Source organism: Pseudomonas sp. NPDC098740 (assembly GCF_044760065.1).
Taxonomy (GTDB): domain Bacteria; phylum Pseudomonadota; class Gammaproteobacteria; order Pseudomonadales; family Pseudomonadaceae; genus Aquipseudomonas; species Aquipseudomonas rossensis.
Genome location: NZ_JBIWAM010000010.1, coordinates 25,824 through 52,728, shown reverse-complemented (window position 1 = coordinate 52,728; position 26,905 = coordinate 25,824). Strand labels below are relative to the sequence as shown.

Below are 26,905 nucleotides of genomic sequence, written 5' to 3'. Positions count from 1 at the left end.
ATTCTTTCCCTTCATCGAAACCATCGATGGCCTCAACTCATCAGGAGTTTCCATGACCAGCAAAATTCCCGAACCGGACCTGAACTACCTGCAAAAAGTCCTGCTGGAAATGCTCGCCATTCCCAGCCCGACCGGGTTCACCGACACCATCGTGCGTTATGTCGCCGAACGGCTTGAAGAGCTGGGCATTCCCTTTGAGATGACCCGCCGCGGCACTATCCGCGCCACCCTCAAGGGCAAGAAGAACAGTCCCGACCGCGCGGTCTCCGCTCACCTCGACACCATCGGCGCGGCGGTTCGCGCGATCAAGGACAACGGCCGTCTGACCCTGGCGCCTGTCGGCTGCTGGTCCAGCCGTTTTGCCGAGGGCAGCCGAGTCAGCCTGTTTACCGACAACGGCGTGATCCGTGGCAGCGTGCTGCCGCTGATGGCTTCCGGGCATGCGTTCAATACCGCCGTGGATGAAATGCCGATCAGTTGGGATCACATCGAGCTGCGCCTGGACGCCTATTGCGCTACGCGTGCCGATTGCGACTCGCTGGGCATCAGCGTCGGTGATTTTGTCGCCTTCGACCCTTTACCGGAATTCACCGAAAGCGGCCACATCAGCGCCCGTCATCTCGACGACAAGGCCGGCGTTGCCGCATTGCTGGCGGCGCTGAAAGCGATCGTCGACAGCGGCGAAGAGCTGATGATCGACTGTCATCCGCTGTTCACCATTACCGAGGAAACCGGCAGTGGCGCCGCGGCGGCGTTACCGTGGGACGTCAGCGAATTCGTCGGCATCGACATTGCCCCGGTCGCGCCGGGTCAGCATTCCAGCGAACACGCGGTGAGCGTGGCAATGCAGGATTCCGGCGGACCTTACGACTATCACCTGTCGCGGCATCTGCTGCGCCTGGCCAGTGACAACGAGTTGCCTGTGCGTCGCGACCTGTTCCGCTACTACTTCAGTGATGCCCATTCGGCGGTCACTGCCGGGCATGACATTCGCACCGCCCTGCTCGCCTTCGGCTGCGACGCCACTCACGGCTACGAACGCACTCACATCGATAGCCTCGCCGCCCTCAGCCGCCTGCTCGGCGCCTATATTCTGAGTCCGCCGGTGTTTGCCAGCGATGCACAACCTGCCAAGGGGTCGCTGGACCGGTTCAGTCATCAGATCGAACATGACACACAGATGGAAAGCGATACGCGGGTGCCGTCGGTGGATAGTCTGGTGGGGCAGCGGTCGGATAACTAAAGCGAACGCAAAACCGTAGGAGCTGCCGCAGGCTGCGATCTTTTGATCTTCTGGCGTCAGTTGCATCGCTGAAAATCAAAAGATCAAACGATCAAAAGATCAAAAGATCAAAAGATCGCAGCCTGCGGCAGCTCCTACTGGTCCTGTGCGTTCAACCGCCGTAGCATCGCGCCATTGTTTAGCCGAGGTGCCTATGCTGATCCCCCACGACCAACTTGAAGTCGACACCCTCACCCGCCTGATCGAGGATTTCGTAACCCGTGACGGTACGGACAACGGTGATGACACACCGCTGGAAACTCGTGTTCTGCGGGTTCGCCAGGCATTGACCAAGGGCCAGGCGCTGATTGTCTTCGATCCGGACAGTGAGCAATGCCAGTTGATGCTCAAGCATGATGTGCCCAAGCACCTGTTCGACTGAGGTCTTCAGCGCCCTTTGTTTTTTGCCCGTTTGGCCTGGATGCGGTCGTAGACCTCCGCCCGGTGCACGCTGACGTTCTGCGGCGCTTCGACACCGAAGCGCACAGTGTTGCCGTTGACCGCGACAATGCGCACGGAAATGTCGTCACCGATGGAAATCAATTCGCCCACAACGCGACTGAGTACAAGCATGACATTCATCCTTCAGGGTTATCGGACCCTGAAGATGCCTCGCGTGCAGCAGCTCTTCAATGCGCTGACAGACAATCAGTCCCACCCTACAGCGCAGCACGAACGCTTCCTAAGGAAACGTCTGACAAATCCATTGATTGAAGGACCGATCCTTCAGGAAGCGGAGAATCGCGGGCCGAAAAGGATGACGCTGGCCCCGATCACACACAGCGCCACACCGATCCAGTCCGAGCCCAGCGGACGAATCCGCTCGACCACCGCCAGCCAGCCGATCGAGGCGATGATGTAGATACCACCGTAAGCGGCGTAGGCGCGACCGGCATAGGTCGCTTCGATGCGGGTCAGCAGCAGCGCAAACAAGGTCAGACTGAGCAGAGCCGGCACGACCCACCAGGCGCTTTTACCCTGGCGCAGCCACATCCAGAAGGCGAAACAGCCGGCGATTTCAAACAGCGCGGCGAGGAAAAACCACAGGTAATTGAGCATGCAAACGTCTCACGAGGATGACCGATGGCGGCCACCCTAACGACGGTGTTGTGCACAGGGCAAGCTCAACCTGCGGTTTGTTTGGCCTTGGCGCGCATTTTGTCGGCCATGACGGTCATTTCGCCGTAAAGCAGTTGTGGGTTCTTCTGCTTGAGCGCCCAGGCCATGCGGCCCTGTTCGTGAGGCAGGATCATGAATTCGCCGGCGGCAACGTGTTGATAAATGTAGTCAGCAATGTCGGCCGCGGTGATCGGCGAGCTTTCCAGCAACTTGCCGACCTGGGCTTTCATCGCCGGCGTCGGGCCACGGAAGGAGTCCAGCAGGTTGGTCTGGAAGAACGACGGGCAGACGACATGCACGCCCACTTCCTGCTGCGCCAGTTCGATCAGCAGGCTTTCGGACAACGCCACCACGCCAGCCTTGGCCACGTTGTAGTTGCTCATGGCCGGGCCTTGCATCAGGGCGGCCATCGACGCGATGTTGATGATCTTGCCTTTGCTTTTTTCCAGCAGCGGCAGGAAGGCCTTGCAGCCCTTGACCACGCCCATCAGGTTGATCGCGATCTGCCAGTCCCAGTCTTCCAGGGACAGTTCACTGAAGAACCCGCCCGAGGCAACGCCGGCGTTGTTGACGATGACATCGATGCCACCGAGTTTCTCGTCGCAGGCTTGGGCGAAAGCGGTCAGCTGGCTGTAATCGCGCACGTCGCAACGCTGGATAAAACCGTCGCCGCCGGCGTCGCGAACCAATTTCAGGGTTTCCTGCAGGCCGGGTTCGCTGACATCCGACAAGGCCAGCTGCCAGCCTTCACGCGCCCAGCGCAGCGCGATTTCGCGACCTAAGCCCGAGCCCGCGCCAGTGATCATCATGCGATTTTGCATAGCAAACAGCCTTGTTGTTCCGGGGAAGATGCGTCGAGTGTAGCGAAGGACAATGCCCGACCCACGCTCCATCAGATTGCTGAATGGCCCGAGCAAACCGTGGCAGCGCCTGAACCAACTAGACTCATTAAAAACGAAATAAGCCTTTCTTCGAAAAACATTAAAAAAACTTGGAATTTTCTTTCATGAGCGACAGTCGGATTTTGTAAGCAGCCTGGTTTTATAGCATCCCGGCTGACAGTTAAACGCCAGGTATTCCAGAACACTTCCAACAAGGAAATAGACATGGGCACAATTCTTATCGTAATCCTGATCCTCTTGCTGATTGGTGGTTTACCAGTGTTCCCGCACTCCAGAAGTTGGGGTTATGGCCCGTCGGGTATCATCGGCGTCGTGTTGGTGGTGCTGTTGATCCTGCTATTGCTCGGCAAGATATAAAGGTTTAACCGGCAAAAAAAAGAGGCCCTTTTCAAGGGCCTCTTTTTTTATTGCATCAAGACTTAGTCCGGCTTGCCGTCAACCACACCGGCGGTATTGTCGATCAGGCTCTTGGTCGCCGTTTGCAGGAACGCTTCGAGCTTGAGCTTCAGCTCAGCGGTACGCGGTGCATTCGGAACGATCTCGGCGTGTGGTGTCGCGCCCAGTTCGTACTGGTACATCTTCGGCGCCATTTCCTTTTCCTTCGGCAGCACCAGAATCTGATCAGCCGTGATGATGGCGGTGGTCTGCTCGCTACCCGACGGCTTGATCACGCCAAAACCAGTGTCGCCTTCAGGCAGGTTGAGCAAATCGCGGCCCCAGCACTGATGACGCACTTCGCCACCAATACGGCCCATGATGGTCGGCACGATGTCGATCTGCGTGCCCACGGTATGGTCTCGCTCGCCGAACTTTTCCTGGATGCCCGGTGCGATCATCAGCATCGGCACGTTGAATCGGCCCAGGTCCATTTCTGTGATCTGACGCTCGTTGCCAAAACCGTGGTCGCCGACGATCACAAACAGGGTTTCCTTGAAATACGGCTCCTTGCGGGCCTTTTCAAAGAACTGGCCCAGCGCCCAGTCCGCATAGCGCATGGCGGTCAAATGCTCGTTCAGGCTACCGCGATCGGTCACGCGCTCAACCGGCAATGGGGTCGGCAAGGCGTAAGGAGTGTGGTTGGACAGGGTTTGCAGCAGCGCATAGAACGGCTTGCCGTTTTCCCGAGCCTTGAGCTCTACCAGACCACGGTCGAACATGTCCTGGTCGGACACGCCCCAGGTCGGATCGGAAAACACCGGGTTCACGAAGTCGTTCCGACCAATGAAGTTGGTCATGCCCTGGTTGCTGAAGAAACCCGACTGGTTATCCCAGGCGAAGTCGCCGTTGTAGACGTACACGTCGTCATAGTCACGGGCACTGAGCAATTGCGGCAGGCCGGACAACTTGTGGCTGCCTTCCGGCGTCTGCATCAGGTATTCGAAACCTGGCAGGTTCGGGAAGCACGCCATGGTGGCGAACATACCCTGGTGGGTATGGGTGCCGTTGGAGAAGAAGCGGTCGAACATCAGGCCTTCCTTCGACAGTTTGTCGAGGTACGGCGTGATGTTGCCCGGTGCGCCCAAGGCGCCCACCGAGTGACCGGCCATGCTTTCCATCAGGATCACGACGACGTTCTTGATCGGCAGGGTCTTGTCGGCCGGCGGCGTGTAATCGCGACGTACGGCTGCGGTTTCGGTGTCCACCAGTTTGTCGTCCGCCATCACCAGCATGTCACGCACGATTTTCTGCGCTTCAGGCTGTGGCAGAGTGGCCTTCCAGATGTTGTCGCGATCTTCTGACATCCGGTTTTTGGCCGCTTCGACCAGCGACAGGGTGCCATTGAGGCCCAACTGGTTGGCGAAGTTCGAGTCGGTGGTGTAGACGTCACCCCAACGCATCGGCGGGCCTTGACGCAGCGTGCCACGAGCAGCGACCACGCAGACCAGCAAGCAAACCACGAACACCGCGATGCGCGAATACCACGGGGCGATCTGGCGGGTGCCAATGCTGCCGCCGCTGAACGGGCCGCGAGGACGGGTAGCGCGGTCGGCGCCCTTGAACGCCAGGGTCAGGATCAAGGTGCCCACGGCCCAGGCCAGCAGGTAGCGAACCACCGGGAAACCGTACCAGAGCATGCTCATCACGGTTTTCGGGTCTTCTTTCACATACTGGAAGACCAGGCCGTTGAGGCGCTGGTGAAACTCGCGGTAGAAGTCCATCTCCATCAGGCCGAGGAACAGCGCGATGCTTGTCGCAATGGTCAGCCAGAAACGGAAGAATGCGCGGGCGGCCATGGCGCGTGCACTGAACAGCGCCAGCAGCAATGGAATGCTGAGGTAGACCACCAGGCGCAGGTCGAAACGCAGACCGTTGGCGAACGCTTCGAGAAAGGTCGAGGCCGGGGTGTCGAGGATCATCTCGCGGTTGTAAACCAGCAGCGCAACGCGCAGCAGGCTGAACATGACCATCATGACCAGGGCACACAGCAGCGTGTAGGCCAGATGCGATTTGACGGTCGGTTGCAGCAGGCGACTAGAAGCTCGCTGCTGATTCAGGGCGTCCGGGATTGCCATGTCGTTTTAGGACCCATTGGAAGTTTAAGTTTCAAAAATACAGCTGCGCCTTGCCCTCTGTTGGCCAGTTCTCGGCCCCGGGGCTTGCGGGGTGCGCAAATGTTGCACGATCAACCGCCGCATTGCCATTGATTACTGCCCGGATGTTGGCGCGGGCGAATTGTCTTGGAGGCTTTGTGAAAATTTCGTGCAACGCGATATCCGGAAACAAAATAGTGGGTTCGGTCTGGGCACTTTGATTGGGTGTATATCCGTTGCTGCGGTGATGGCGACTTATGGTTTCGCTTTTACAGCGAGTCACTTGGAAATACGGAATGCCGCCCAACCCCAAGTAACCAAGGGCTCCTGCCCCGCCATTCGGTGCCTCGCTTAGGCTCGGCATGCCGTAACGAAGGCATTGCTCCGGGGGCCCGCCGCCATCGGCCCTCCATGGCCGGGGGCGGCTACCGCGGCATCCTTGCCGCGGTGCCCCCTGCGCAACGCCTGCGTTCGGCCTCTGGGAAAAGGGCAGTAGATCAAAATCAAAAGCCACAGCCACAGCCACAGCCACAGCAAGATCAAAAGATCGCAGCCTCGTTTCACTCGACAGCTCCTACCGGGGGGGGTGTACGCACGCTCCTCACCACTCAACAGGCCGAGCGTTAGCTCGCCTGCAGCTTTTGATCTTGATGCACCGCCCCCACGAGAGGCCGAGTGGAGGTTCTGCGCAGTGGGCAACCCGGCATGGACGCCGGGTTAGCCGCCCCCGGCCATGGATGGCCGATGGCGGCGTGCCCACGGAGCAGGACCGGAGCGAGGGCATGCCGAGCCTAGGCGAGGCACCGAACGAAAGGGGCAAGAGCCCTTGGTTACTTGGGGCTCTTCCAAGTGACTCGCTGTAAAAGCGAAACCGCCAGCAGCCGTAACCGCAAAAACGGATATACACCCCGACTTTGGCAAAAGAGCAGCGCGCTTACTTCTCAGCACGTGCCTTCAGGGCTTTCAACGTATTAAACGGAGCATCCACCACAAACTTGTTAGCAACCATCGACGGAATGCTACCGCCCGGCTCGGTATGCACCTGATAGGTCACTTCAATCTGATCGCCCTTGGGCACGAACTTCCAGAAACCGTCGACCTTGGTCACCCGCACAAAGCCTTTTTCTTCAGGAATGTACTTCGGCACACCTTCAAGTTTGCGAGTCAGACTGCCATCGGCGCCTTCGGTGGTGGTGACATGCAACACCGAATCACGCGCGGTAACCGGCCAAGGCGTATTGAACTGGGTGTAGGTCCAGCTCTGATCACCTTCGTGCTTAAGCAATTTTTGGGTCTTGCACTCGTGAATCCAGGCGCAGGCCCCCGGCACGTCTTCCTGCAATGCGCGCAGTTTGGCCACGGTGGTCTTCATCAGCGTGACACCACGGTAGGCCTTGTAATCGGAGCCGGCCACCTCGCTCAAGGAGATCTTGATGCCGTCCTGTTCCTTGGCGACTTTCCAGTCTTCGGCCTGAGCAGCCGTGGTGGCGAGCATTACCGTCAAACCACACAGCACAGCCATACGTTGCAGCGAACCCATAGTCTTATTCCTTATTGTTGAAGATCCGTTCGTTGAACACATCACGCCGCCGTCATTTGCTCCCACCAACCCAGCAATTTGATCGCTTCGTCACTGCTGCTTCCGCAGACTTCGATGTCGGCTTCGAACGCCGAACACACTGCAGGACGTTCCGGCTTGCCGAAAATGCCGCACAGGTTATCGACAGAGAGTTGTACACAACGTTCTCCGGCGGGCTTGCCATTGGGCATGCCGGGAATCGGTGAACTGATGGAAGGGGCAATGCAACAGGCGCCACATCCTTCACGGCATTTCATGACGACGAGCTCCTCGCGACGGGCGATGTGTTAAAGGACGTGGCACAGAGTAACCGCTAAAACGCTTGTTTAAAATTACCTGGACCCGGGTTTTTCGCTCAAACGAGCGTGACTGACCAGTCTAAGAAATTATCGTTTGAACTCGAATTCCAGGGCTGCGCCTTCGACTTCATGACGCTCTTCGTTGCGCAGTTGCAACTGCATTTCGTTGCTGATCAGCCTCCCGTTGAGCTGAAACGGACCAGCCTTGTCACCAAACATTTGCGGCAATAGTGCATCGTGCCGTGGCAACGGTACCGTACCGATCGGTTTCAGCTCCTCGGCCATGTCTTGGGGCAGGCTCAAATCCAGGTCGGCCGAAGGAAGCTTGGTTTTCGCGATCTCACTGGCGGGTTTGGATTTGGATGCAATCGGCGGTCGCTTTTTCACCTTGGCCGCTTTCTTTTTGACCGGCGCGGCTTTCTTGACCGGTGCTGGTTTTTTCGAAGTGGCGCTGGCTGCCGGTTTTTCTTGAACGGAAGCCGCTAATACACCTTCGGCCTGGAAGGTCATCAGCAGGCAGATCGATAGCCAGACGGCGGGAAAAATCGGCTTCATGGACCCAACGATACAAACGGCAGGAGCCATATGCTCGCCTGTTGCACGCGACATGACAAGCTCGGGCAGGAATATCCTGCCCGCCCCCTCAAAAGCCGCCGACCATCTCCTGACAGAGCTGGGTGGCGAGCATGCCCAGGGTCATCAATGCACGTTCGGCTTCACGGTTCCAGGGTGTGCCGCAGTTCAGCCGAATGCAGTGGTTGAACTGCTCGGTGTTACTGAAAATCAGCCCCGGCGCGATGCTGATGCCCTGTTGCAACGCACGAACGTGCAGCTCCTGCGTGTTAACCCGCCCCGGCAGGCTGACCCACAGAATGAAGCCGCCGGTCGGCCGGGTCATCTGCGTGCCTTCCGGGAAGTATTGCTGCACCGCCAGCTGGAAAGCGCTGAGGTTCTTGCGGTACTCCTGACGGATGTAGCGCAAATGCCGGTCGTAACCACCGTTCTCCAGGTACGCCGCAATGCCCATCTGCGTGACGCTGCAGGCCGAATGGGTGCTGAAGGTCTGCAAACGCTGGATTTCCTGCTGGTACTTGCCGGCAATCATCCAGCCGATCCGCACGCCCGGCGACAGGGTTTTGGAGAAGCTTGAGCAATAGATCACCCGATCCAGCCGATCGTAGGCTTTGAGTGATTTGGTACGACCCTGCTCGAACATCAGTTCGCCGTAGATATCGTCTTCGACAATCTGGATATCGAAATCCGAGGCCAGGCGCAGTAGTTGCTTCTGCCGCTCTTCGGGCATGGTGCCGCCCAATGGATTGCTCAGACGAGTGGTCAGCACCAGCGCCTTGATCGACCATTGGTTGGCCGCCAGCTGCAAAGCTTCAAGGCTCATACCGGTGGCCGGATCGCTCGGAATCTCGATGACCTTGAGGCCCAGCAGGTCGGCCAGTTGCAGCAAACCGTAGTAGGTCGGCGACTCGGCGGCGATCAGGTCGCCCGGGCGGGTCAGCACTCGCAGCGACATCTGCAACGCATCAACGCAGCCGTGGGTGATCACCACTTCCGACGGATCAACCACCACGCCGGCATCGCGCATGCGGATCGCCACTTGTCGGCGCAACGGTTCGAAACCCGGGCTGAACATGTAGCTGAACGCCCGCGGGCTATGGAAACGGGTGACTTTGGCCAGTTGCTGATGCAGCGCCCGCACCGGCAGATAATCAACGCTCGGTACGGCTGCACCCAAGGGAAACACACCCTCGCGGCGGGATTCGACCAGAACTTGTTGGATGATGCTGCTGCGAGTGACCAGACCTGGACGCTCGACCCGGGCGATGTCCGGTGTCGGCGCGGTCAGGGCCGGGGTCTGGTGCACGTAATAACCGGACTGTGGCCGGGCGCGGATCAGCCCCTGATCCTCGAGGTTGGCGTAAGCCTGCAACACCGTCGCATGGCTGACGTTGAGCTGCGAGCTCATCTTGCGCACCGAAGGCACGCGCTCCCCCGGTTGATAGACGCCACGGCGGATGTCTTCGGCCAGTTGTTGAGCAATACGTTGGTAGAGCAAGAGATTGGTCATGACGCAGCACTCGATTTCACGGGCATTTTATTCTTGTGTGAAACAATACCGGAACAGTTTAGAAGTGTACTGGGACAGTTGCCACAATAGTCGACCGTACAGTGCAGTGTCAGCAAAAACTGTACTGTTTTGTGCGTTGATTAGCAGGCGTAAAAAAACCCGGCACTGACGGGCAGGCCGGGTTGTAGGAGCTTTCGAGTGAAACGAGGCTGCGATCTTTCCAGGCCCACTTGAGTATCAAGAGCAAGATCAAAAGATCGCAGGCTCCGCCAGCTCCTACCGGGCAGCGCCGAGCTGGCCTTTTTCGTCAGAGAACACAATTTCTACCCGACGGTTCTGTGCACGTCCCCGTTCGGAGGCGTTCACGTCGACCGGATATTCATCACCGTAGCCTTCGACCTGAATACGTTTATCGTCGATGCCCAAATCCATCAGCACGTCCGCCACCGATTGCGCACGGTCACGGGACAGCTTGAGGTTTTCCTGCTTGCCGCCGGTACTGTCGGCGTAGCCTTCGATGCGCACCACGCGCTTGGGGTTGAGCTGCAGGAACTGCACGATCTTCAACACCACGCGGTTCGCCGAGTTTTTCAACTCCGCTTCGCCCGTGTCGAACAGCACGTCGCCCAAGGTCATCACCAGGCCGCGGTCGGTCTGGGTGGTCGCCAACGCGACAATCTGTTCTTCGAGCCACTTGCCCTGCTGCTGCACGCTGAGCAGTTTGGATTCGCGCAGGGCCAGCTGCAGGCGCTGACGCTCCAGTTCGAGCTTCGCCGCACGTTCTTCGTTGAGCACCTGATTGGTGTGTTCGCGCGCGATTTCGCTATAGCGCTCACTCAGGTAAGCGTAATGCAGCACGTCCGATCCACTGCCCCAATAGCTGGACAGACGATCGGCACGGGCCAGCGACTCACCGGCGCGAATCACGTCCTTGGGCGCGATTCGCAGCACGTTGGAATCTTCCTTGACCTTCTGGAAGTCAGTACTGGCCTGCTGCAACGCGGCCTCGCTGTGCTGACCGGCACAACCATAGAGGCTGGCGCAGCCTGCCAGGATCAAACCGCCCAGGGCTTTGGTCTTGAGGCTCATTGGGCATCTCCCAGTTGCTTGCGCAGGCGAGTGATGCGGGTATTGAGCACGTTCAACTGCTCCTCGCTCTTGAGGGTCAGAACCCGGGCTTCGGCCAGACGCGCGTCCAGCTCGGCCTGCTCGGCCCGCATGCGCGCGTTCTTGAAGGATTGGTCGTTCATGCTGCCCTTGGCGCGGTTGAACTTGTCTTCGGCCAGTTTCATTTCCGGCACGTCGGCGGCGGTGGCGCCTACTGCCTTGGCCTGTTCGAGTGCCTGTTCGGTCAGGCGCATTTGTTCATTCGGCGCCGGATCGGCTGCACAACCCGCCAGAGCCAGAACGGCCAGGGCAGCGAAAAGAGGTCGAATACTCACTAAAAATCCCTACTGTTTTGGGGTACTGACAGGTTGTTGCTGCGGTTGTGAGAGCTGCGCCTTCCAGCGCTCGATATTGCGTTGCAGCACGGCTTCCGTCAGTCCGGACGCGGGCAATTCTGTCATCTTTTTGGCCAGCTGTCCGCGCAACCACGGATCGTTGCAGGCGGAGTTGTGGGAAACCGCGAGGAACAGACCGGGTTTGTCGATCGGTTGTGGACGGGCGATCAGGTCGTTGGCCAGGTTAAGTGTCTGCGCAGCCGCCATGCCCGAGTAGCGTCCGGCAAGGACAAATCCCACCTCGCCCAGCAGCAATTTCTGAAAGGCCTGGGTCAGGTTAGGCGTACGGGCGAGGGTCAATTGCTGCTCGGCGAACACGCCAAATGCCGGGGTCATACGAGACTTTTCCGACAACGCGCCGGGATGTCCATGAAGGTCCTGCGCTTCGTTGTAGACCAGCGTCGAGTCTTTGCGGGTCCAGACCAGGTAATCGTTTTCCAGTAACGGCGGATGAATGTAATCCAGGGATTCCAGTTCACTGACCGTCAATGACGCATCCGCCAGCATGTCCATTCGCCCACTGCGCACTTCGTCCAGGGCCTGAGAGCGTTTGCCGGCGTAAAGCAGTTCGACCTTGATCCCCATCTCCCCCGCCACTTGCTGCAACAGGTCAGCACTGGCGCCGATCAGGTGCTTGGGGTTCTGCGGGTCTTGCCACAGGTACGGCGGCGCGTCCGGGCTGCCGGTCACCACCAGGCGTTCGCACTTGCCCGCGGCGACTGACAGCGCCGGCAACACCGTCAGCCCCATTAGCAAAGACCAGCCGTAAACGCGGCGCAGATCCATGGCGACACTCTCCCACTCAAATCCGGAACAAAAAAAAGCCCGACCAAAAGGTCGGGCTCTTTATAAGTCAGGCCGCTGGATTAGACCAGCTTCTCGAACTCAGGGATGGCTTCGAACAAGTCCGCCACCAGGCCGTAATCGGCCACCTGGAAGATCGGCGCTTCTTCGTCCTTGTTGATCGCAACGATCACTTTGGAGTCTTTCATGCCGGCCAGGTGCTGGATCGCGCCGGAGATACCGACGGCGATGTACAGCTGTGGAGCAACGATCTTGCCGGTCTGACCGACCTGCATGTCGTTGGGTACGAAACCTGCGTCGACCGCGGCGCGGGAAGCACCGACGGCAGCGCCCAGCTTGTCAGCCAGGGCGTACAGGTGTTTGAAGTTGTCGCCGTTCTGCATGCCGCGACCGCCGGAAACGACGATCTTGGCAGCGGTCAGTTCCGGACGATCGGACTTGGCCAGTTCTTCACCGACGAAGCTGGAAATACCAGCATCGTGAGCAGCCGCAACGGCTTCAACAGCCGCCGAACCACCTTCAGCCGCCACCGGGTCGAAACCGGTAGCACGCACGGTGATCACTTTGACCGCAGCGTTCGATTGAACGGTTGCGATGGCGTTACCGGCGTAGATCGGGCGCTTGAAAGTGTCGGCGCTTTCGACCGAGATGATCTCGGAGATCTGGTCAACGTCCAGCTGAGCGGCAACGCGCGGCAGAATGTTTTTGCCGTTGGAAGTGGCAGCAGCCAGGATGTGGCTGTAGCCCTTGCCCAACTCGGCCACCAGAGGAGCAACGTTTTCCGGCAGTTGGTGAGTGTAGGCGGCGTTATCGGCCACCAGCACTTTAGCCACGCCAGCGATTTTGGCAGCAGCTTCAGCCACGGCGCCAGCGCCCTGACCTGCAACCAGAACGTGGATGTCACCACCGATTTTAACGGCGGCAGCCACGGTGTTCAACGTGGCCGGGGCCAGCACTTTGTTGTCGTGTTCAGCGATTACCAAGATAGTCATGATTAGATTACCTTCGCTTCGTTTTTCAGTTTCTCGACCAGTTCAGCCACCGACTTGACCTTGATACCCGCGCTGCGTGCAGCCGGCGCTTCGACTTTCACGGTCTTGTTGGTGGAGGCGGTGGAAACGCCCAAAGCGTCCGGAGTCAGCACTTCGAGAGGCTTCTTCTTGGCTTTCATGATGTTTGGCAGGGACGCGTAGCGCGGCTCGTTCAAACGCAGGTCGGTGGTGACGATGGCCGGCAGTTTCAGGGAAACTGTCTGCGCGCCGCCGTCGACTTCGCGAGTCACGGCAACGGTGTCGCCGCTGATTTCGACTTTGGACGCGAACGTACCCTGACCGTAGCCGCTCAATGCCGCGAGCATCTGGCCAGTCTGGTTGTTGTCGCTGTCGATGGCTTGTTTGCCAAGGATCACCAGCTGAGGCTGTTCCTTGTCGACAACAGCCTTGAGCAGCTTGGCAACGGCCAGCGAAGTCAGGTCTTCAGCGGATTCGACGAGGATGGCGCGGTCGGCACCCAGAGCCAGCGCGGTGCGCAGTTGCTCTTGAGCGGTGGACGGGCCGATGGAGACGACGACGATTTCAGTCGCAACACCTTTCTCTTTCAGGCGTACGGCTTCTTCCACTGCGATTTCGCAGAACGGGTTCATCGACATCTTGACGTTGGCGAGGTCGACGCCGGAATTGTCCGCCTTGACGCGAACCTTGACGTTGTAATCCACAACGCGTTTGACAGCTACAAGAACCTTCATGGATTCCTCGTTACTCTCCGGTGAAAAGAAAGTCGCCTAGGCGAACCTGGCGGTTTGATGCTCATCGGCGCAAGGGCACCTCTAAAAACGCTGGCCGGTGTAAAGGTGAACCCTGCTCACGAGGTGAATGACCGTTCGTCAGTGGTGACTGACGAGTCATTCATTATCGCGGCGTGTAAACTGCGCGCCAGAACCTGCGCTACGCATCACCTTGTACTGCCATCGCCCTGTCTTTAGAGGTGCTCTTGAAACCAACAGTCAGCCTACGGCGAGCGCAAAACCGACCGTATCTTGACCGGAACGCCTATTCCGGTCAATACGGCAAAATGGCCAGTCATAAGCCGCGTGACTTTGATTTCTCTGGCTTTGAGCCGATTCAAACAAACGTTTGTATTGGACGCTAGGAGTGGTGTAGATATAATGCGCCACCTTAGAGAGAAAGGTGGCTCATCGATTGTCCTCTTCCTGCATTGCGCAGGGATTCATGGATGCGACACCAAACCTCCAATTAGAAAAAAAACTGTTGAGCCTTGAGTAGGAGATAACCTGTGGAACGCGAATACATGGAATTCGACGTGGTCATCGTCGGTGCCGGCCCCGCTGGTCTTTCCGCCGCCTGCCGCTTGAAGCAGAAGGCCTCTGAAGCCGGTAAGGAAATCAGCGTCTGCGTGGTCGAAAAAGGCTCCGAAGTCGGTGCTCACATCCTGTCCGGTGCCGTGTTCGAACCACGCGCCCTGAACGAATTGTTCCCGGACTGGAAAGAACTCGGCGCACCGCTGAATACGCCGGTCACCCGCGATGACATCTTCGTTCTCAAGAACGCTGACAGCGCGCAGAAGATTCCTGACCTCTTTGTGCCCAAGACCATGCACAACGAAGGCAACTACATCATCTCCCTGGGTAACCTGTGCCGCTGGCTGGCCCAACAGGCCGAGAACCTGGGCGTGGAAATCTACCCCGGGTTCGCCGCTCAGGAAGCGCTGTTCGACGAGAACGGCGTGGTTCGCGGGATCATCACCGGCGATCTGGGCGTTGACCGCGAAGGTCATCCGAAAGAAGGCCTGTACACCCTAGGCATGGAACTGCGTGGCAAGTACACGCTGTTCGCCGAAGGTTGCCGCGGCCACATCGGCAAGCAACTGATCAAGCGCTTCAACCTCGACAGCGATGCCGACGCCCAGCACTACGGCATCGGCCTGAAAGAAATCTGGGAAATCGACCCGGCCAAGCATCAACCAGGCCTGGTGGTCCACACCGCCGGTTGGCCGCTGGATATCATGGGCACCGAGAACACCGGTGGCTCGTTCCTCTATCACCTGGAAAACAACCAGGTCGTAGTCGGTCTGATAGTCGACCTGTCTTACAGCAACACTTACCTGTCGCCGTTCGACGAGTTTCAGCGCCTCAAGCATCATCCGGTACTCAAGCAGTACCTGGAAGGCGGCAAGCGCATCAGCTACGGCGCTCGCGCCATCAGCAAAGGCGGCCTGAACTCGCTGCCGAAAATGGTCTTCAAGGGCGGCGCGCTGATCGGTTGCGACCTCGGCACCCTGAACTTCGCCAAGATCAAAGGCAGCCACACCGCGATGAAGTCCGGCATGCTCGCCGCTGAATCCGTAGCCGAAGCGCTGTTCGCTGAAAAGGACGGCACCGAAGAGCTGACCACTTACGTCGACGCGTTCAAGAAGAGCTGGCTCTACGACGAACTGTTCGCCAGCCGCAACTTCGGCCCGGCGATCCACAAGTTCGGCGCCATCGTCGGCGGCGGTTTCAACTGGCTCGACCAGAACATCTTCGGCGGCAAACTGCCGTTCACCTTGCACGACACCAAGCCGGATTACGCTTGCCTCAAGCTTGCGGCCGACTGCAAGAAGATCGACTACCCGAAACCGGACGGCAAGATCAGCTTCGACAAGCTCAGCTCAGTGTTCATCTCGGGTACCAACCATGAAGAAGAGCAGCCGTGCCACCTGAAGCTGACCGATCCGAGCATCCCGATCGCCAAGAACCTGCCGCTCTACGATGAGCCTGCCCAGCGTTACTGCCCGGCCGGCGTGTACGAAGTGGTGACCATGGAAGACGGTGAGAAGCGCTTCCAGATCAACGCCCAGAACTGCGTTCACTGCAAGACCTGCGACATCAAGGACCCTGCACAGAACATCACCTGGGTGGCGCCGGAAGGCTCTGGCGGCCCGACTTACCCGAACATGTAAGTCGAATGCCTGAACATCAAGGCTCCCGAACGGGGCCTTTTTGTTGTCTGTGATTCAAGCCACACCACAAACCAATGTGGGAGCGAGCTTGGTCCGGGCGGCGTTCCGACGATGGCGGCTTACTATTCAACATTGATGTCGACTGATACACCGCAATCGCGAGCAAGCTCGCTCCCACAGGGGGATCAGCGGTGTGTCAGGCAGCGCGCTCATCCCCCGGATTACGCTCAAAGTAGCGCTTGTACTCGCGACTGAACTGCGACGTACTCTGATACCCGACCCGATGCGCCACCTGCGCCACGCCCAATCCCTCGCCCAGCAACAACTGCTGGGCCTTGAGCAAGCGCAAACGCTTCAAATACTGCACTGGCGACAACAACGTGCTGCGTTTGAAATGCTCATGAAAGGTCGACGCACTCATGTTCGCGCAACTGGCCAGGGTTTCGACGTTCAGCGGCTCGGTGTAATGCGCATGCAGATGGCTGAGCGACGCCGCGATCCGGGCGAATTGCCCCTGTTGCTCGACCAGCGCCCGCAGCACATCGGCTTGCGGCCCGCGCAAGGCGACGAACAACAACTCGCGCAATCGCGCCTGCCCCATAACCTGGCATTCCAGCGGATCGTGCAGGCAACGCAGCAGCCGTTCAACACAACCACGCATCGCATCGTCGAGCACCGCCGAGGTCATGGACTCTGGCGTTTGCGCCGCAATACTACGCCCCGGCGCCAGCCCCATGGCCAAGACCAACTCACCAAGCAACACCCGGTCAATGGCGATGGAAACGCCCAGCATCGGGCCATCGGGGGCTGAAAACGTCTCGCATTCGAACGGCACCGGCAATGCCTGAATCAAATAATTCCCGGCGCCGTACTCCAGCGTACGCGGCCCCAGATACGCCAACTTGCTGCCCTGGGCGATGATGACCAGACTCGGCTCGTAAATCTGCGGGCCGCGAGCCACATCACAACTGGCCCGCAAAACCTGCACTCCCGGCAACGCCGTGGGAGCGAAACCATCGCGATTAGTCAAAGGCTGAATCAGCGAAACCAGCGTGGCATTGGCATCGAGATGACGGGTCAACAACATGAGGGCTCTTCACAAAAAAGTCGCGAAAATAGGGATGAAAGCATCATCGCAGGTCTGATGGCCAATGCGACCCATTGGAGGCTGATGCCGGAGGATTAGGCATGACACCCGGAGGAATCGCCATGGCCGGTGGCCGGTGCGGCGCCCAGAATGCGTCACCTCACCCGTCACAGCTTTTGCGAGGTTCATCATGTACACCGCCATCGGATACGCCGCCCAATCGGCTACCACTCCCCTCGCCCCCGTGAAATTCGAGCGCCGCAGCCCACGTGCTGACGACGTTGCGATCGATATTCTCTACTGCGGCGTCTGCCATTCCGACATCCATCAGGCACGCAACGAGTGGGGCATTGCCGTTTACCCCCTGATGCCCGGCCACGAGATCGTAGGCAAAGTTACCGCCATCGGTGCGAATGTCACCAAGCACAAAGTCGGCGATCTGGTCGGCGTCGGCTGCATGGTTGATTCGTGCCGCAGCTGCGAAGCCTGCCAGGCGAACCTCGAGCAATACTGCCTCGAAGGTCCGACCATGACCTATGCCACCCCGGACCGCATCGATGGCAGCAACACCATGGGCGGCTATTCCGACAGCATCGTGGTCAGCGAGCACTTCGTGGTGCGCATCCCCGAGAAACTCGACCCGGCCAGCGCCGCGCCGATTCTCTGTGCCGGCATCACCACCTATTCGCCGCTCAAGCACTACGGCGTGAAGGCGGGCGACAAGGTCGGGATTCTCGGCATGGGCGGCCTCGGCCACATGGGCATCAAGTTCGCCAAGGCGATGGGCGCGGAAGTGACGCTGTTCACCCGCTCGGCAAGCAAGGCTGAAGAAGGTCGTCGCCAAGGTGCGGACCACGTGATCGTGTCCACCGATGCCGAACAGATGAAGGCCGCCGCAGGACATTTCGACTTCCTGCTGGACACCATTCCGGTGCAGCACGACCTCAATCCCTACCTCGATACGTTGCGTTTCGACGGCGTGCACATTCTGGTGGGCTTGATCGAACCGGTCGATCCACCGGTCCACGCCGGCAAACTGGTGATGAGCCGTCGCGTATTGGCCGGCTCGCTGATCGGCGGCATCGCCGAAACCCAGGAAGTGCTGGATTTCTGCGCCGAGCACAACATTACCTGCGACATTGAAATGCTCGACATCCGCCAGATCAACGAGGCTTACTCCCGCATGATCGCGGGTGACGTGAAGTACCGCTTCGTCATCGATATGGCGACTCTGAAAGTCTAATCAGACTTTCGCGCCAAGCTCCGCCGAAAGCCGAGCCGTGACCCCTTTGATCAGGGGAATCAGCTCGGCCATTTTCTCCAGCGGCATATACGGCACGGTGCTGGCGATGCTGATGCCGGCAACGATGCGCTTGCTGGCATCACGGATCGGCGCCGCCACACAGCGGATCGACGGTTCGTTATCTTCCAGATCGAACGCATAACCGCCCGCCACATACTCGACCATGCGCTGCTGAAACTGCTCCCAGGACTGCTCCGGGTGCTGCGGCCAGAACTGATTTTTCCCACCCGCCGGCAAGCTGACTTCGTACAGCCGCTGCCATTCTTCCTGCGTGTCATCGAGCATCAACGCCTTGCCGATCCCGGTACGCGCCAACGGCATGCGATGACCCACCCGCGAACGCATTTCCGGGCCATTGCGCCCCGGATTCTTGTGCAGGTACAGCACCTCGTCGCCTTCACGAATCGCCAGGTGAATGGTGTCACCCGTCAACGCCGACAACTCATCCAGATACGGCCCGGCCAATGTGACCAGCGGCAATTCTTCACGCGCCTGGAAGCCCAGCTCGATCAACTTCGGCCCCAACAGATAACCGACTTGCGGCAACACACGCAGATAACGCTCGTCCACCAGGCAACTGGCCAGACGATGCGTTGTGCTGCGTGTCGTGCCGATCAGCCGGGCGATCTCCTTGAGATCGCGGGCACCACTGGCCACGGCCTGAACCACACCCAATCCACGAAGCAGTGTCTGGGTGCCGGTCGGTGCGGCGTCCTTGGCGATTTTGGGGGCGTCTTCCTGCATATCCAGCCTTTACCGTTGAGCGAGTGAACGGGCGGCATTATGGTCGCCCGAATGCCGCAACTACAACTTGATACGCTCGACTTTGCCGACCAGCAATATGTAGGAAAGCGCACCAATCAACGCCAGAACCGAGATATAGGTGATCGCGGGAGCGAACGAATCACCGGTGGCGAGGAAACCGATGACGATCGGCGTGGTAATCGCCGACAGGTTGCCGATGAAGTTGAACACCCCACCGGTCAACCCGAGCAATCGCGCCGGGGCCAACGTTGACACCAGCGACCAGGTGATCGACGCCAACCCGTTACCGAAGAACGCCAACGCGAGGAAGGCAATCACCAGCGGTGTCGACTCAACGAAGTTGGCGCCGATGATCGAAGTGGAAATCAGCAGGCCGCCAATGATCGGCAACTTGCGGGCGAAACCCACGGTGTAGCCGCGGCGGATCAACCAGTCGGAGAAGAACCCCGAACAGAGCACACCGACGAAGGCGGCAAGAAACGGCAGCGACGCCAACAGGCCGGACTTGATGAAGTCCATACCGCGATATTTCACCAGGTAGGTCGGGAACCACGTCAGAAAAAACCACAACGTCGAGTTGAGGCAGAACTGGCCGAGGTAGATACCCCATAACTTACGTTTGGTCAGAACGATGCCGAGGTCGATCCAGCTGAATTTGGCTTTGACTTTGGCTTGTTCAGCCTGGATATCCACCAGCCCGCCACCTTCGCGGATCAGCTCGATTTCGGCGTCATTGGCGCCTTTGAAATCCCGTGGTTCGCGATACACCGCGTACCAGATGACCGCCCAGAGAATACCCACCGCACCGGTGCTGACAAACACCATGTGCCAACCATATTGATGCTGCAGCCAGGCCAATACCGGCGTCAGGAACGCAAGACCGACGAATTGCCCGGAGGTATAGAAACCAATGGCCGTGGCGCGTTCGCGCTCGGGGAACCAGGTAGTGACCACACGACTGTTGATCGGGTACGCCGGGGCTTCCAGCGCACCGACTGCCATGCGCAATACGAACAGTGCAATGAAGCTGGCGGCGAAGCCGAGCATCACCGTGGCGATCGACCATAGCAGCAGCGCGACGCTGTAAAGAATCCGCGGTGGAACCCGATCCACCAGCCAGCCGCCGGGGATTTGCATGGCAGCGTAGGTCCAGCCGAATGCCGAGAAAATCAGCCCGACGTGGATCGGGTCGATGCCCAGTTCGCTGGTGAGTGCCGGGGCGGCGATGGACAGGTTGCTGCGGTCCAGGTAGTTGATCACCACGGTGATAAACAGCAGCACCATGATGAAAAAACGCTTGCGACTGGGCGTCACCAACGACGCCTGCCCGGTGAGGGTTTGCGGTTGCATGGGGAATGCCTCTTCTTATGTTTATTGAGGTCGATGTAAAGGCTTGCACTGAACCCTTGTGGGAGCGAGCTTGCTCGCGATTGCGGTCGTTCATTCAACATTGATGTCGACTGACACACCGCTATCGCGAGCAAGCTCGCTCCCACAGTTGAACTGTGTTGGGTCAGAGAGAACTCACCACTCAGCAAAACTGCCATCGGCATGGCGCCAGATCGGGTTGCGCCAGCGGTGGCCGACGGCCGCGCGTTCGATCACGTATTCCTCGTTGATCTCGATCCCCAGGCCCGGGCCATTCGGGATCTTCACGAAGCCTTTGTCGTAGTCGAACACCCGCGGATCCTTGACGTAATCCAGCAGATCATTGCTCTCGTTGTAGTGGATGCCCAGGCTCTGTTCCTGGATGAACGCGTTGTAGCAAACCGCGTCCAGTTGCAAACACGCCGCCAACGCAATCGGCCCCAGTGGGCAATGCAGCGCCAGCGCCACGTCGTAGGCTTCGGCCATGTTGGCGATCTTGCGGGTTTCGGTGATGCCGCCGGCGTGAGACGCATCCGGCTGAATGATGTCGACATAACCTTCGCTGAGCACACGCTTGAAATCCCAGCGTGAGAACAGCCGCTCACCGAGGGCGATCGGGGTGCTGGTCAGCGGCGCCAATTCTTTCAGCGCTTCGTAGTTTTCGCTGAGTACCGGCTCTTCGATGAACATCAGCTTGTACGGATCAAGCTCCTTCATCAGCACCTTGGCCATGGGCTTGTGCACCCGGCCATGGAAGTCCACGCCGATGCCGACGTTCGGCCCCACCGCATCGCGCACGGCCGCGACGTTGGCCAGGGCCAGGTCGACTTTCTCGAAGGAGTCGAGGAATTGCAGCTCTTCAGTGCCATTCATTTTCACCGCAGTGAAACCACGTTCGACGGCCTCTTTCGCGGCCCGAGCGGTGTCCGCCGGGCGGTCGCCGCCGATCCACGAATAAACGCGAATCTTGTCCCGCACCTGACCACCGAGCAGGTCGCTAACCGACACACCCAGGGCTTTACCCTTGATGTCCCACAACGCCTGGTCGATACCGGCCAACGCGCTCATGTGGATCGCGCCACCCCGGTAGAAACCGCCGCGGTACAGCACGGTCCAGATGTCTTCGATGTTGCGTGGGTCTTTGCCGATCAGGTAGTCGGACAATTCTTCAACGGCAGCGGCAACCGTGTGCGCGCGACCTTCGACCACGGGCTCGCCCCAGCCGGTCACGCCCTCGTCGGTTTCGACCTTGAGGAAGCACCAGCGCGGCGGAACGATGAAGGTGGTCAGTTTGGTGATTTTCATCTCGTGCTCTCTTTTTATAAATGCAGCTCTTATAGATGTAGCGCGCTCGGCGCCAAAAAGTCTTAACGCAGAGCGTTCCATGCAGCGACATATGCCTTGGCGTTTACTGCCACTTCCTCTGGTGTCATGCCCGGCTTGAACAACCCCGAACCGAGGCCGAAACCTTTGACGCCAGCGTCGATAAACACCTGCATGTTGTCCGGCGTGATCCCGCCGACCGGCGCCAGAATCGTTCCCGCAGGCAGCACCGCGAGCCAGGCTTTGACGACTGCCGGGCCCATCTGCTCAGCCGGGAACATCTTCAGTACGTCCGCCCCTTCGGCCAGTGCGGCGAAGGCTTCAGTCGGCGTCGCCACACCCGGCGACAGGAACAACCCCGCCGCTTTCGCTGCGCGCAACACCTTGGCATCGCTGTGCGGCATGACGATCACCTGACCGCCTGCCGCTTTCACTTGCTCGACCTGCTCCGGCGTCAGCACCGTGCCCGCGCCGATCAGGCAATCGGCAGGCAAGGTACTGCGCAGGATGCGGATACTTTCGTACGGCTCAAGGGAATTGAGCGGCACCTCGATGACGCGAAATCCAGCGGCGTAAAGGACTTCGCCGATGGCGGCCGCTTCTTGCGGGCGCAGGCCACGCAGGATCGCGATCAGACCGTTTTGCGCCAATGCTTGCTTGAGCATGTCAGACCTCCAGTCAGGTTTAACGGGATGGATTGGGTGTGATCAGTCCGGCGGCAACCGCCAACTGCCACAAGCCGCGTTCGGTGGCCTGTTCGGCCAGGGTCACCCGGGCAAATCCGCAGGCGTCGAGCGCCCGGCTGTAGCGGGCACAGAGTTGGCCATTACCGATGAGGATGATCGAAGGCAGATGAACGCTGTTGCGTCGGCGTCGCTGAACACTCGCCAACGCTGACAGTTCATGGCCGATCAACAGACCGGACAAGTAATCCGGTTGAGCGGTGGCGCTGAGTTCGCCCGTCAACCCGAGGCTGCGGGCACTGAACACTGTCGACAACGGCCCGATCTCGCCATCCGCCGACAGGGCAACCTGCACACCACGATCAAAGGCTTGGCCATCGAAGGACGCGCCCTTTTGCTGAGTGCGCCCGAGAATGCTGTGCTCGCTGAGCACGGCGAAGACTTCGCCGGTCATGAAGGTATCGAACTGCACGATGCAGCCGTCGGCCACCTCCACCCACTTCGAATGACTGCCCGGCAGGCCGATCAACAGATCACCACCCGCCTCGGCCGGTAGATTCTGCAGCACACCAAGCACCTGGGTTTCTTCGCCGCGCATCACGTTTGGCAAACGAGACCGCTGAATCACGCCCGGCACGATGTGCACATCGACACCGCGAAGACTGCGAACCGTTTGTAGGGAGATTCCGAGATTGGCGACGTTCGCCGGCGTATCGCGGTAAGCCGCTTCACGCCAGCCTTGTGCACTGCCGACCATGCCGCAAGCAATCACCGGCAAATCGGGCTGCGCGTCGAGCCAGTCACCGCAGGCCTCATCGAAGGCCAGTTCAAAACCGTCGGCACATTCCTGACCCGCGATCATTCGCGGCGTCCTGGGCAGCTGCATGATCCCCGACGACAGCGAACGCTGTTCGAGCACCTGGCCACCCGCGGCGAGTTTGTAAGCACGTAATGAGGTTGTCCCCCAATCGAGCGCGATCAATTGCGCCAGCATCGCTTCACCTGTTTTGTTTATAGGCAGTGAGTGAGCTGGACTATAGGCCTTCCGGAGCACAAATCTCAATATGTAATTTCGAATCCCATATTTTGGGATATTTCTTTCTAGCCTCTCCTTCAGGTTTGGATGGACCACTGACTTTGCGACCATCCTCCGCGCCGTTTTGCATTCAGTACTTAGCGATCTCTCGTAACAAATCTTTCGTAGGAACCTGCATCTCTTCCGAAAAATAGGTTTTGTAAGAATAGGCATTGATTCTAACTTTGCAGGTAATTGACGCCTGCTCGGCCAATAGCGAACTAAGAGCTTCGCTTTTCATCACAGCATCGTTTGTCGAACTCTTGACTTCACTAAATATTAAATCAGCCTTAAACACCTGTTCACCACCCTGCTGAACAGTTTCAATAAACCCCTCCCCGTATTGGTGGATGCGGTGAGCCACTGAAAAATCAGTATCACCGTCCAAGGAGCAAATTAATGTCTGACTTATCTTTGATTTAAACAAATTCACCACATCTACATTTGACGTAAAGCCAACTTGATATATACGTTTGTCTTGATAGCGCTCGACGCTGACGTACTCCAATTTAGCAATGAGCTTACCATGATTCATTGCGCATGAAGCGCACAGCATGAACATTAAACACAGGAGCAATCTAGGCACATTTTTTTCCTTTGAAGTGTTCAACTATCGACTCCATTAAAATATCCCTGGCCGACTTACCGCATTCAAGCACGGCGATGTAAATCGCCCACGCGTCGGCATGATTAACATCAACACGACCGTTCATATTTGGACCGGATGCCATATTCCACTGCTCACCAAAATCGGCCACAAGGTCGGAAAAATTCCAATCCTTGGCATCTGCTCTCACGTTGACCCAGTACTCTGCCTTTGGTTTGGGTTCTTGCTGATAGATACTCGAGATCCCATAGACAATTTTTCCTTCACCCACAGGATCAAGCGTGACTAAAACCGGAATTCTATACCCTCGATTACTTAACACTGCTGATAGGTGAGCACCATTCCATCCACCCAGGCTGTGACCCACTATATATATACAGGCGTTGTTAGATCCGGCGTCTTGGCCAGAACATTGGCCTGAAGCCCTTCATCAGTTAAAAATCGTTATAACTAAGATGATGCGCCTCATAGGTATCAGCAAGGCCTTCAATTTCCATATTTTTAATGAAGATTTTGCGAGCTTCCACGACGTTATTATTGGGCCCCGTCAGATAGTAACTTTCCTTGTCACCGGCCCCACCGACAAAAAATACAACGATGTTCTTGGGGGTAACTGACGCTTGTTTAACAGTACCATCCGTTTTACACGTCAAGTCATGAGTCACCACCAGCTTCTGACATCCCTTCAATGCAGGATTTTCGGCTCCCATTTCCTGCTACTCCACGAACAATTTAATGGTTTCGGGGACATGCGAACTTACCATATGGGTAAAGCCCGCTTCATTCGTGATGCCATGCTCCACACGTCCGTCTCCGCGTTGAATGCGGGTTTTCCACTCAAGTCAAAGCTCCTTGCTTCTGAGCCACAGCAGACATGCAGCGCCAGCCAGCCCTGATGTTCCTGGATAAACGAGTTCGGATCGAACGTGCGAAGGGGTACGACGCGGTACTCTTCAAGACCGCGACTGCGCGTCATCAACTCGGCGTCCAGACGCGAAACGAAGGCCCGAATCGCCTTACCACCCGTGTGGTTGAGGGTGCAAAGAATATCCACCGATTGGCGATGGAGGTCGTCAGTCGAGCCAAGTTTTTTGACCAGACCATACAAACGCATATTCGCCCGGTCCGCTCATCGCCCGTCACTCATTGATGCGGCGAAGGCTCCACGGGCGTGGAGATAAAGTGCCAAAGGCATTGCAGGTGTCGTCCGTGAGCGCGCAAAAGGCGCACAGAAAGCCGGACTAGAGCGGTGGCGACAACTGATTCAGCAGCCCATTGCCATCAGTGATCACCGCCCCTCGGCAAACTCCCGCAACACTGCCCCATCCATCCGATACCGCACCCACTCTTCCTGCGGCTGCGCACCCAACGACTTGTAGAACTCGATCGCCGGTTTGTTCCAGTCCAGCACGCTCCACTCAAAGCGACCGCAATCATTGGCGCAGGCGATTTTCGCCAGATGACGCAGCAAGGTTTTGCCTGCGCCGCCGCCACGTTGTTCGGGGGTGATGTAGAGGTCTTCGAGGTACAGGCAGTTGCTGCCGAGCCACGTGGAATAACTGAAGAAGAACACCGCAAAGCCGATTGGCGAGCCATCGCGCAGGCAGATCAGCCCGTGGGCGGTGGCGCCTTCGCTGAACAGGCTGCGCTCGATGTCGGCGACGCTGGCGATGACTTGGTGGCGGGCACGTTCGTAGTCGGCCAGTTCAGTGATGAACCCGAGGATTTGCGGTGCATCGCTCGGGGTCGCCGGGCGGATCTCGATCGTCATGGACGTGCCTTCGTCAAAAGTTGAAAACGCCATACTAAGTCGGCGCGCGGCGCTCGTCACACTGGAAATTCAAAGCTGATCCATGGAGCATGTCGCTACAAAAGACGTTTTCACTTAACAGGATGTTTATGAACACTGATGCTTTCGCGCCACTGCAACTCCTCGCTGTGCAACTGCTGCCCCACGCGCTGGAGCCGTCGGAAGATGGCGCTCACGATCTGTCGCACTTGCAGCGGGTCTGGCACAACGTGCGTACGCTTCACGCTGAAGAAGGTGGCGATCTTGAGGTGCTGCTCGCAGCGGTGCTTTTGCATGATTGCGTGGCGGTAGAAAAGAACTCACCGCTGCGTTCTCAGGCGTCGCGACTGGCCGCCGAGAAGGCATCAAAAGTGTTGGCGGACATGGTCTGGCCAGACGCAAAAGTCAGCGCTGTTGCCCACGCCATCGAAGCGCACAGTTTTTCCGCCAACATCGCGCCGACCACGCTCGAAGCGAAAATCATGCAGGACGCCGACCGCCTCGACTCTCTTGGCATGCTCGGTGTGGCGCGCACCTTTTACATCGCCGGGCGTATGGGTAGCGCGTTGTACGACCCGCAAGACCCTGAGGCGAAGGCACGGGAATACGATGACAAACGTTTTTGCCTCGACCATTTCCAGACCAAACTGCTGCACCTGGCGGATGGATTCCAGACAACCACCGGCCAGCGTCTGGCACAGACTCGCCACGAACGGTTGAAGGGTTTCATGGAGCTGTTCAAAGAAGAAATAGGCGTCTGCTAAACGTATTACTCCGGCCAACACTAACCCTGAAATCAATAACCTCAGACCTAACATCGACGCCTTGCGTGATAGATAGATGAAGC

30 protein-coding genes and 1 pseudogene are annotated in these 26,905 nt (G+C 58.3%); 6 read left to right on the top strand and 25 right to left on the bottom strand.

Annotation, left to right across the window (positions count from 1 at the left end; all coding sequences use genetic code 11):
- The first annotated feature begins 52 nt into the window (after positions 1 to 52).
- On the top strand, positions 53 to 1,243 hold the full coding sequence (locus tag ACIQU2_RS14620; RefSeq protein WP_403141875.1) for an osmoprotectant NAGGN system M42 family peptidase: 1,191 nt from the start codon (positions 53 to 55) through the stop codon (positions 1,241 to 1,243).
- Between the two features lie 193 nt (positions 1,244 to 1,436).
- Positions 1,437 to 1,664 carry a YheU family protein gene (locus tag ACIQU2_RS14615; RefSeq protein WP_025212539.1) on the top strand — a complete coding sequence of 76 codons (228 nt, stop codon included), beginning with the start codon at positions 1,437 to 1,439 and terminating at the stop codon, positions 1,662 to 1,664.
- A gap of 5 nt (positions 1,665 to 1,669) precedes the next feature.
- On the opposite strand, the gene csrA is transcribed toward ACIQU2_RS14615, so the two are convergent.
- The 4 genes from csrA to ACIQU2_RS14595 form a co-directional block, all read right to left on the bottom strand.
- Positions 1,670 to 1,855, bottom strand: coding sequence for a carbon storage regulator CsrA (gene csrA / locus ACIQU2_RS14610; RefSeq protein WP_282481278.1), 186 nt, complete (start codon positions 1,853 to 1,855; stop codon positions 1,670 to 1,672).
- A gap of 153 nt (positions 1,856 to 2,008) precedes the next feature.
- Positions 2,009 to 2,341: a YnfA family protein gene (locus tag ACIQU2_RS14605; RefSeq protein ID WP_282380829.1), complete on the bottom strand. Its 333-nt coding sequence runs from the start codon at positions 2,339 to 2,341 to the stop codon at positions 2,009 to 2,011.
- A 65-nt stretch (positions 2,342 to 2,406) separates the two neighbouring features.
- Positions 2,407 to 3,222 (bottom strand): SDR family oxidoreductase, encoded by an 816-nt coding sequence (locus ACIQU2_RS14600; RefSeq protein WP_403141868.1) that lies wholly within the window; start codon positions 3,220 to 3,222, stop codon positions 2,407 to 2,409.
- A gap of 71 nt (positions 3,223 to 3,293) precedes the next feature.
- Positions 3,294 to 3,509 carry a hypothetical protein gene (locus ACIQU2_RS14595; protein ID WP_347803788.1) on the bottom strand — a complete coding sequence of 72 codons (216 nt, stop codon included), beginning with the start codon at positions 3,507 to 3,509 and terminating at the stop codon, positions 3,294 to 3,296.
- Between ACIQU2_RS14595 and ACIQU2_RS14590 the strand changes: the two genes are divergently transcribed.
- Positions 3,502 to 3,660: a DUF3309 family protein gene (locus ACIQU2_RS14590; protein WP_172901242.1), complete on the top strand. Its 159-nt coding sequence runs from the start codon at positions 3,502 to 3,504 to the stop codon at positions 3,658 to 3,660. The two genes, ACIQU2_RS14595 and ACIQU2_RS14590, sit on opposite strands and share 8 nt — an antisense overlap.
- 62 nt (positions 3,661 to 3,722) lie before the next feature.
- On the opposite strand, the gene ACIQU2_RS14585 is transcribed toward ACIQU2_RS14590, so the two are convergent.
- The 10 genes from ACIQU2_RS14585 to ACIQU2_RS14540 form a co-directional block, all read right to left on the bottom strand.
- A complete protein-coding gene (locus ACIQU2_RS14585) occupies positions 3,723 to 5,816 on the bottom strand; it encodes an LTA synthase family protein (protein ID WP_403141865.1) in 2,094 nt (697 codons plus the stop codon).
- 952 nt (positions 5,817 to 6,768) lie between these two features.
- Complete coding sequence (locus ACIQU2_RS14580; RefSeq protein ID WP_403141862.1) at positions 6,769 to 7,374, bottom strand: START domain-containing protein; 606 nt, start codon at positions 7,372 to 7,374, stop codon at positions 6,769 to 6,771.
- A 41-nt stretch (positions 7,375 to 7,415) separates the two neighbouring features.
- Positions 7,416 to 7,670, bottom strand: coding sequence for a YkgJ family cysteine cluster protein (locus ACIQU2_RS14575; RefSeq protein WP_056745406.1), 255 nt, complete (start codon positions 7,668 to 7,670; stop codon positions 7,416 to 7,418).
- 129 nt (positions 7,671 to 7,799) lie between these two features.
- Entirely contained in the window at positions 7,800 to 8,267 is a 468-nt protein-coding gene (locus tag ACIQU2_RS14570) for a translation initiation factor 2 (protein ID WP_347805087.1), read from the bottom strand.
- A gap of 88 nt (positions 8,268 to 8,355) precedes the next feature.
- Entirely contained in the window at positions 8,356 to 9,795 is a 1,440-nt protein-coding gene (locus ACIQU2_RS14565) for a PLP-dependent aminotransferase family protein (protein ID WP_008146981.1), read from the bottom strand.
- A gap of 276 nt (positions 9,796 to 10,071) precedes the next feature.
- On the bottom strand, positions 10,072 to 10,884 hold the full coding sequence (locus ACIQU2_RS14560; RefSeq protein WP_123364827.1) for an OmpA family protein: 813 nt from the start codon (positions 10,882 to 10,884) through the stop codon (positions 10,072 to 10,074).
- A complete protein-coding gene (locus ACIQU2_RS14555) occupies positions 10,881 to 11,237 on the bottom strand; it encodes a DUF4398 domain-containing protein (RefSeq protein WP_008147008.1) in 357 nt (118 codons plus the stop codon). Before ACIQU2_RS14555 ends, ACIQU2_RS14560 begins: the two co-directional genes overlap by 4 nt.
- A 9-nt stretch (positions 11,238 to 11,246) precedes the next feature.
- Positions 11,247 to 12,083, bottom strand: coding sequence for a substrate-binding periplasmic protein (locus ACIQU2_RS14550; RefSeq protein WP_403141854.1), 837 nt, complete (start codon positions 12,081 to 12,083; stop codon positions 11,247 to 11,249).
- Between the two features lie 80 nt (positions 12,084 to 12,163).
- Entirely contained in the window at positions 12,164 to 13,093 is a 930-nt protein-coding gene (locus ACIQU2_RS14545; RefSeq protein ID WP_123364825.1) for an electron transfer flavoprotein subunit alpha/FixB family protein, read from the bottom strand.
- A gap of 2 nt (positions 13,094 to 13,095) precedes the next feature.
- Positions 13,096 to 13,845 (bottom strand): electron transfer flavoprotein subunit beta/FixA family protein, encoded by a 750-nt coding sequence (locus tag ACIQU2_RS14540; RefSeq protein ID WP_056745417.1) that lies wholly within the window; start codon positions 13,843 to 13,845, stop codon positions 13,096 to 13,098.
- 548 nt (positions 13,846 to 14,393) lie between these two features.
- On the opposite strand from ACIQU2_RS14540, the gene ACIQU2_RS14535 reads away from it, so the two are divergent.
- The gene (locus ACIQU2_RS14535) at positions 14,394 to 16,058 is read left to right on the top strand and encodes an electron transfer flavoprotein-ubiquinone oxidoreductase (RefSeq protein WP_403141835.1); all 1,665 of its coding nucleotides are present in this window, start codon (positions 14,394 to 14,396) and stop codon (positions 16,056 to 16,058) included.
- A 196-nt stretch (positions 16,059 to 16,254) separates the two neighbouring features.
- Here ACIQU2_RS14535 and ACIQU2_RS14530 read toward each other — a convergent pair whose 3' ends face one another.
- On the bottom strand, positions 16,255 to 17,145 hold the full coding sequence (locus tag ACIQU2_RS14530; RefSeq protein WP_403141832.1) for an AraC family transcriptional regulator N-terminal domain-containing protein: 891 nt from the start codon (positions 17,143 to 17,145) through the stop codon (positions 16,255 to 16,257).
- A 190-nt stretch (positions 17,146 to 17,335) separates the two neighbouring features.
- Here ACIQU2_RS14530 and ACIQU2_RS14525 point away from each other — a divergent pair, with 190 nt between their 5' ends.
- Positions 17,336 to 18,388 (top strand): NAD(P)-dependent alcohol dehydrogenase, encoded by a 1,053-nt coding sequence (locus ACIQU2_RS14525; protein ID WP_347805093.1) that lies wholly within the window; start codon positions 17,336 to 17,338, stop codon positions 18,386 to 18,388.
- On the opposite strand, the gene ACIQU2_RS14520 is transcribed toward ACIQU2_RS14525, so the two are convergent.
- The 10 genes and pseudogenes from ACIQU2_RS14520 to ACIQU2_RS14475 form a co-directional block, all read right to left on the bottom strand.
- Complete coding sequence (locus ACIQU2_RS14520; protein WP_403141827.1) at positions 18,389 to 19,192, bottom strand: IclR family transcriptional regulator; 804 nt, start codon at positions 19,190 to 19,192, stop codon at positions 18,389 to 18,391.
- A gap of 60 nt (positions 19,193 to 19,252) precedes the next feature.
- Entirely contained in the window at positions 19,253 to 20,563 is a 1,311-nt protein-coding gene (locus tag ACIQU2_RS14515) for an MFS transporter (protein ID WP_123364820.1), read from the bottom strand.
- A 174-nt stretch (positions 20,564 to 20,737) separates the two neighbouring features.
- Positions 20,738 to 21,886 (bottom strand): galactonate dehydratase, encoded by a 1,149-nt coding sequence (gene dgoD / locus ACIQU2_RS14510; protein ID WP_008152275.1) that lies wholly within the window; start codon positions 21,884 to 21,886, stop codon positions 20,738 to 20,740.
- A 62-nt stretch (positions 21,887 to 21,948) separates the two neighbouring features.
- Entirely contained in the window at positions 21,949 to 22,569 is a 621-nt protein-coding gene (locus ACIQU2_RS14505; RefSeq protein WP_403141821.1) for a 2-dehydro-3-deoxy-6-phosphogalactonate aldolase, read from the bottom strand.
- Between the two features lie 19 nt (positions 22,570 to 22,588).
- A complete protein-coding gene (locus tag ACIQU2_RS14500) occupies positions 22,589 to 23,581 on the bottom strand; it encodes a 2-dehydro-3-deoxygalactonokinase (RefSeq protein WP_403141818.1) in 993 nt (330 codons plus the stop codon).
- Between the two features lie 172 nt (positions 23,582 to 23,753).
- A complete protein-coding gene (locus ACIQU2_RS14495) occupies positions 23,754 to 24,272 on the bottom strand; it encodes a hypothetical protein (RefSeq protein ID WP_403141816.1) in 519 nt (172 codons plus the stop codon).
- Positions 24,241 to 24,636: a hypothetical protein gene (locus tag ACIQU2_RS14490; protein WP_403141813.1), complete on the bottom strand. Its 396-nt coding sequence runs from the start codon at positions 24,634 to 24,636 to the stop codon at positions 24,241 to 24,243. The genes ACIQU2_RS14495 and ACIQU2_RS14490 overlap by 32 nt, the downstream gene beginning before the upstream one ends.
- A 67-nt stretch (positions 24,637 to 24,703) precedes the next feature.
- Positions 24,704 to 24,979, bottom strand: coding sequence for a hypothetical protein (locus ACIQU2_RS14485; RefSeq protein WP_403141810.1), 276 nt, complete (start codon positions 24,977 to 24,979; stop codon positions 24,704 to 24,706).
- Between the two features lie 152 nt (positions 24,980 to 25,131).
- A pseudogene (locus ACIQU2_RS14480) lies at positions 25,132 to 25,383 on the bottom strand (hypothetical protein); the annotation flags it as partial.
- A 174-nt stretch (positions 25,384 to 25,557) separates the two neighbouring features.
- A complete protein-coding gene (locus ACIQU2_RS14475) occupies positions 25,558 to 26,040 on the bottom strand; it encodes a GNAT family N-acetyltransferase (RefSeq protein WP_347805101.1) in 483 nt (160 codons plus the stop codon).
- A 128-nt stretch (positions 26,041 to 26,168) separates the two neighbouring features.
- Between ACIQU2_RS14475 and ACIQU2_RS14470 the strand changes: the two genes are divergently transcribed.
- On the top strand, positions 26,169 to 26,822 hold the full coding sequence (locus tag ACIQU2_RS14470) for an HD domain-containing protein (RefSeq protein WP_403141807.1): 654 nt from the start codon (positions 26,169 to 26,171) through the stop codon (positions 26,820 to 26,822).
- Positions 26,823 to 26,905: the final 83 nt, after the last annotated feature.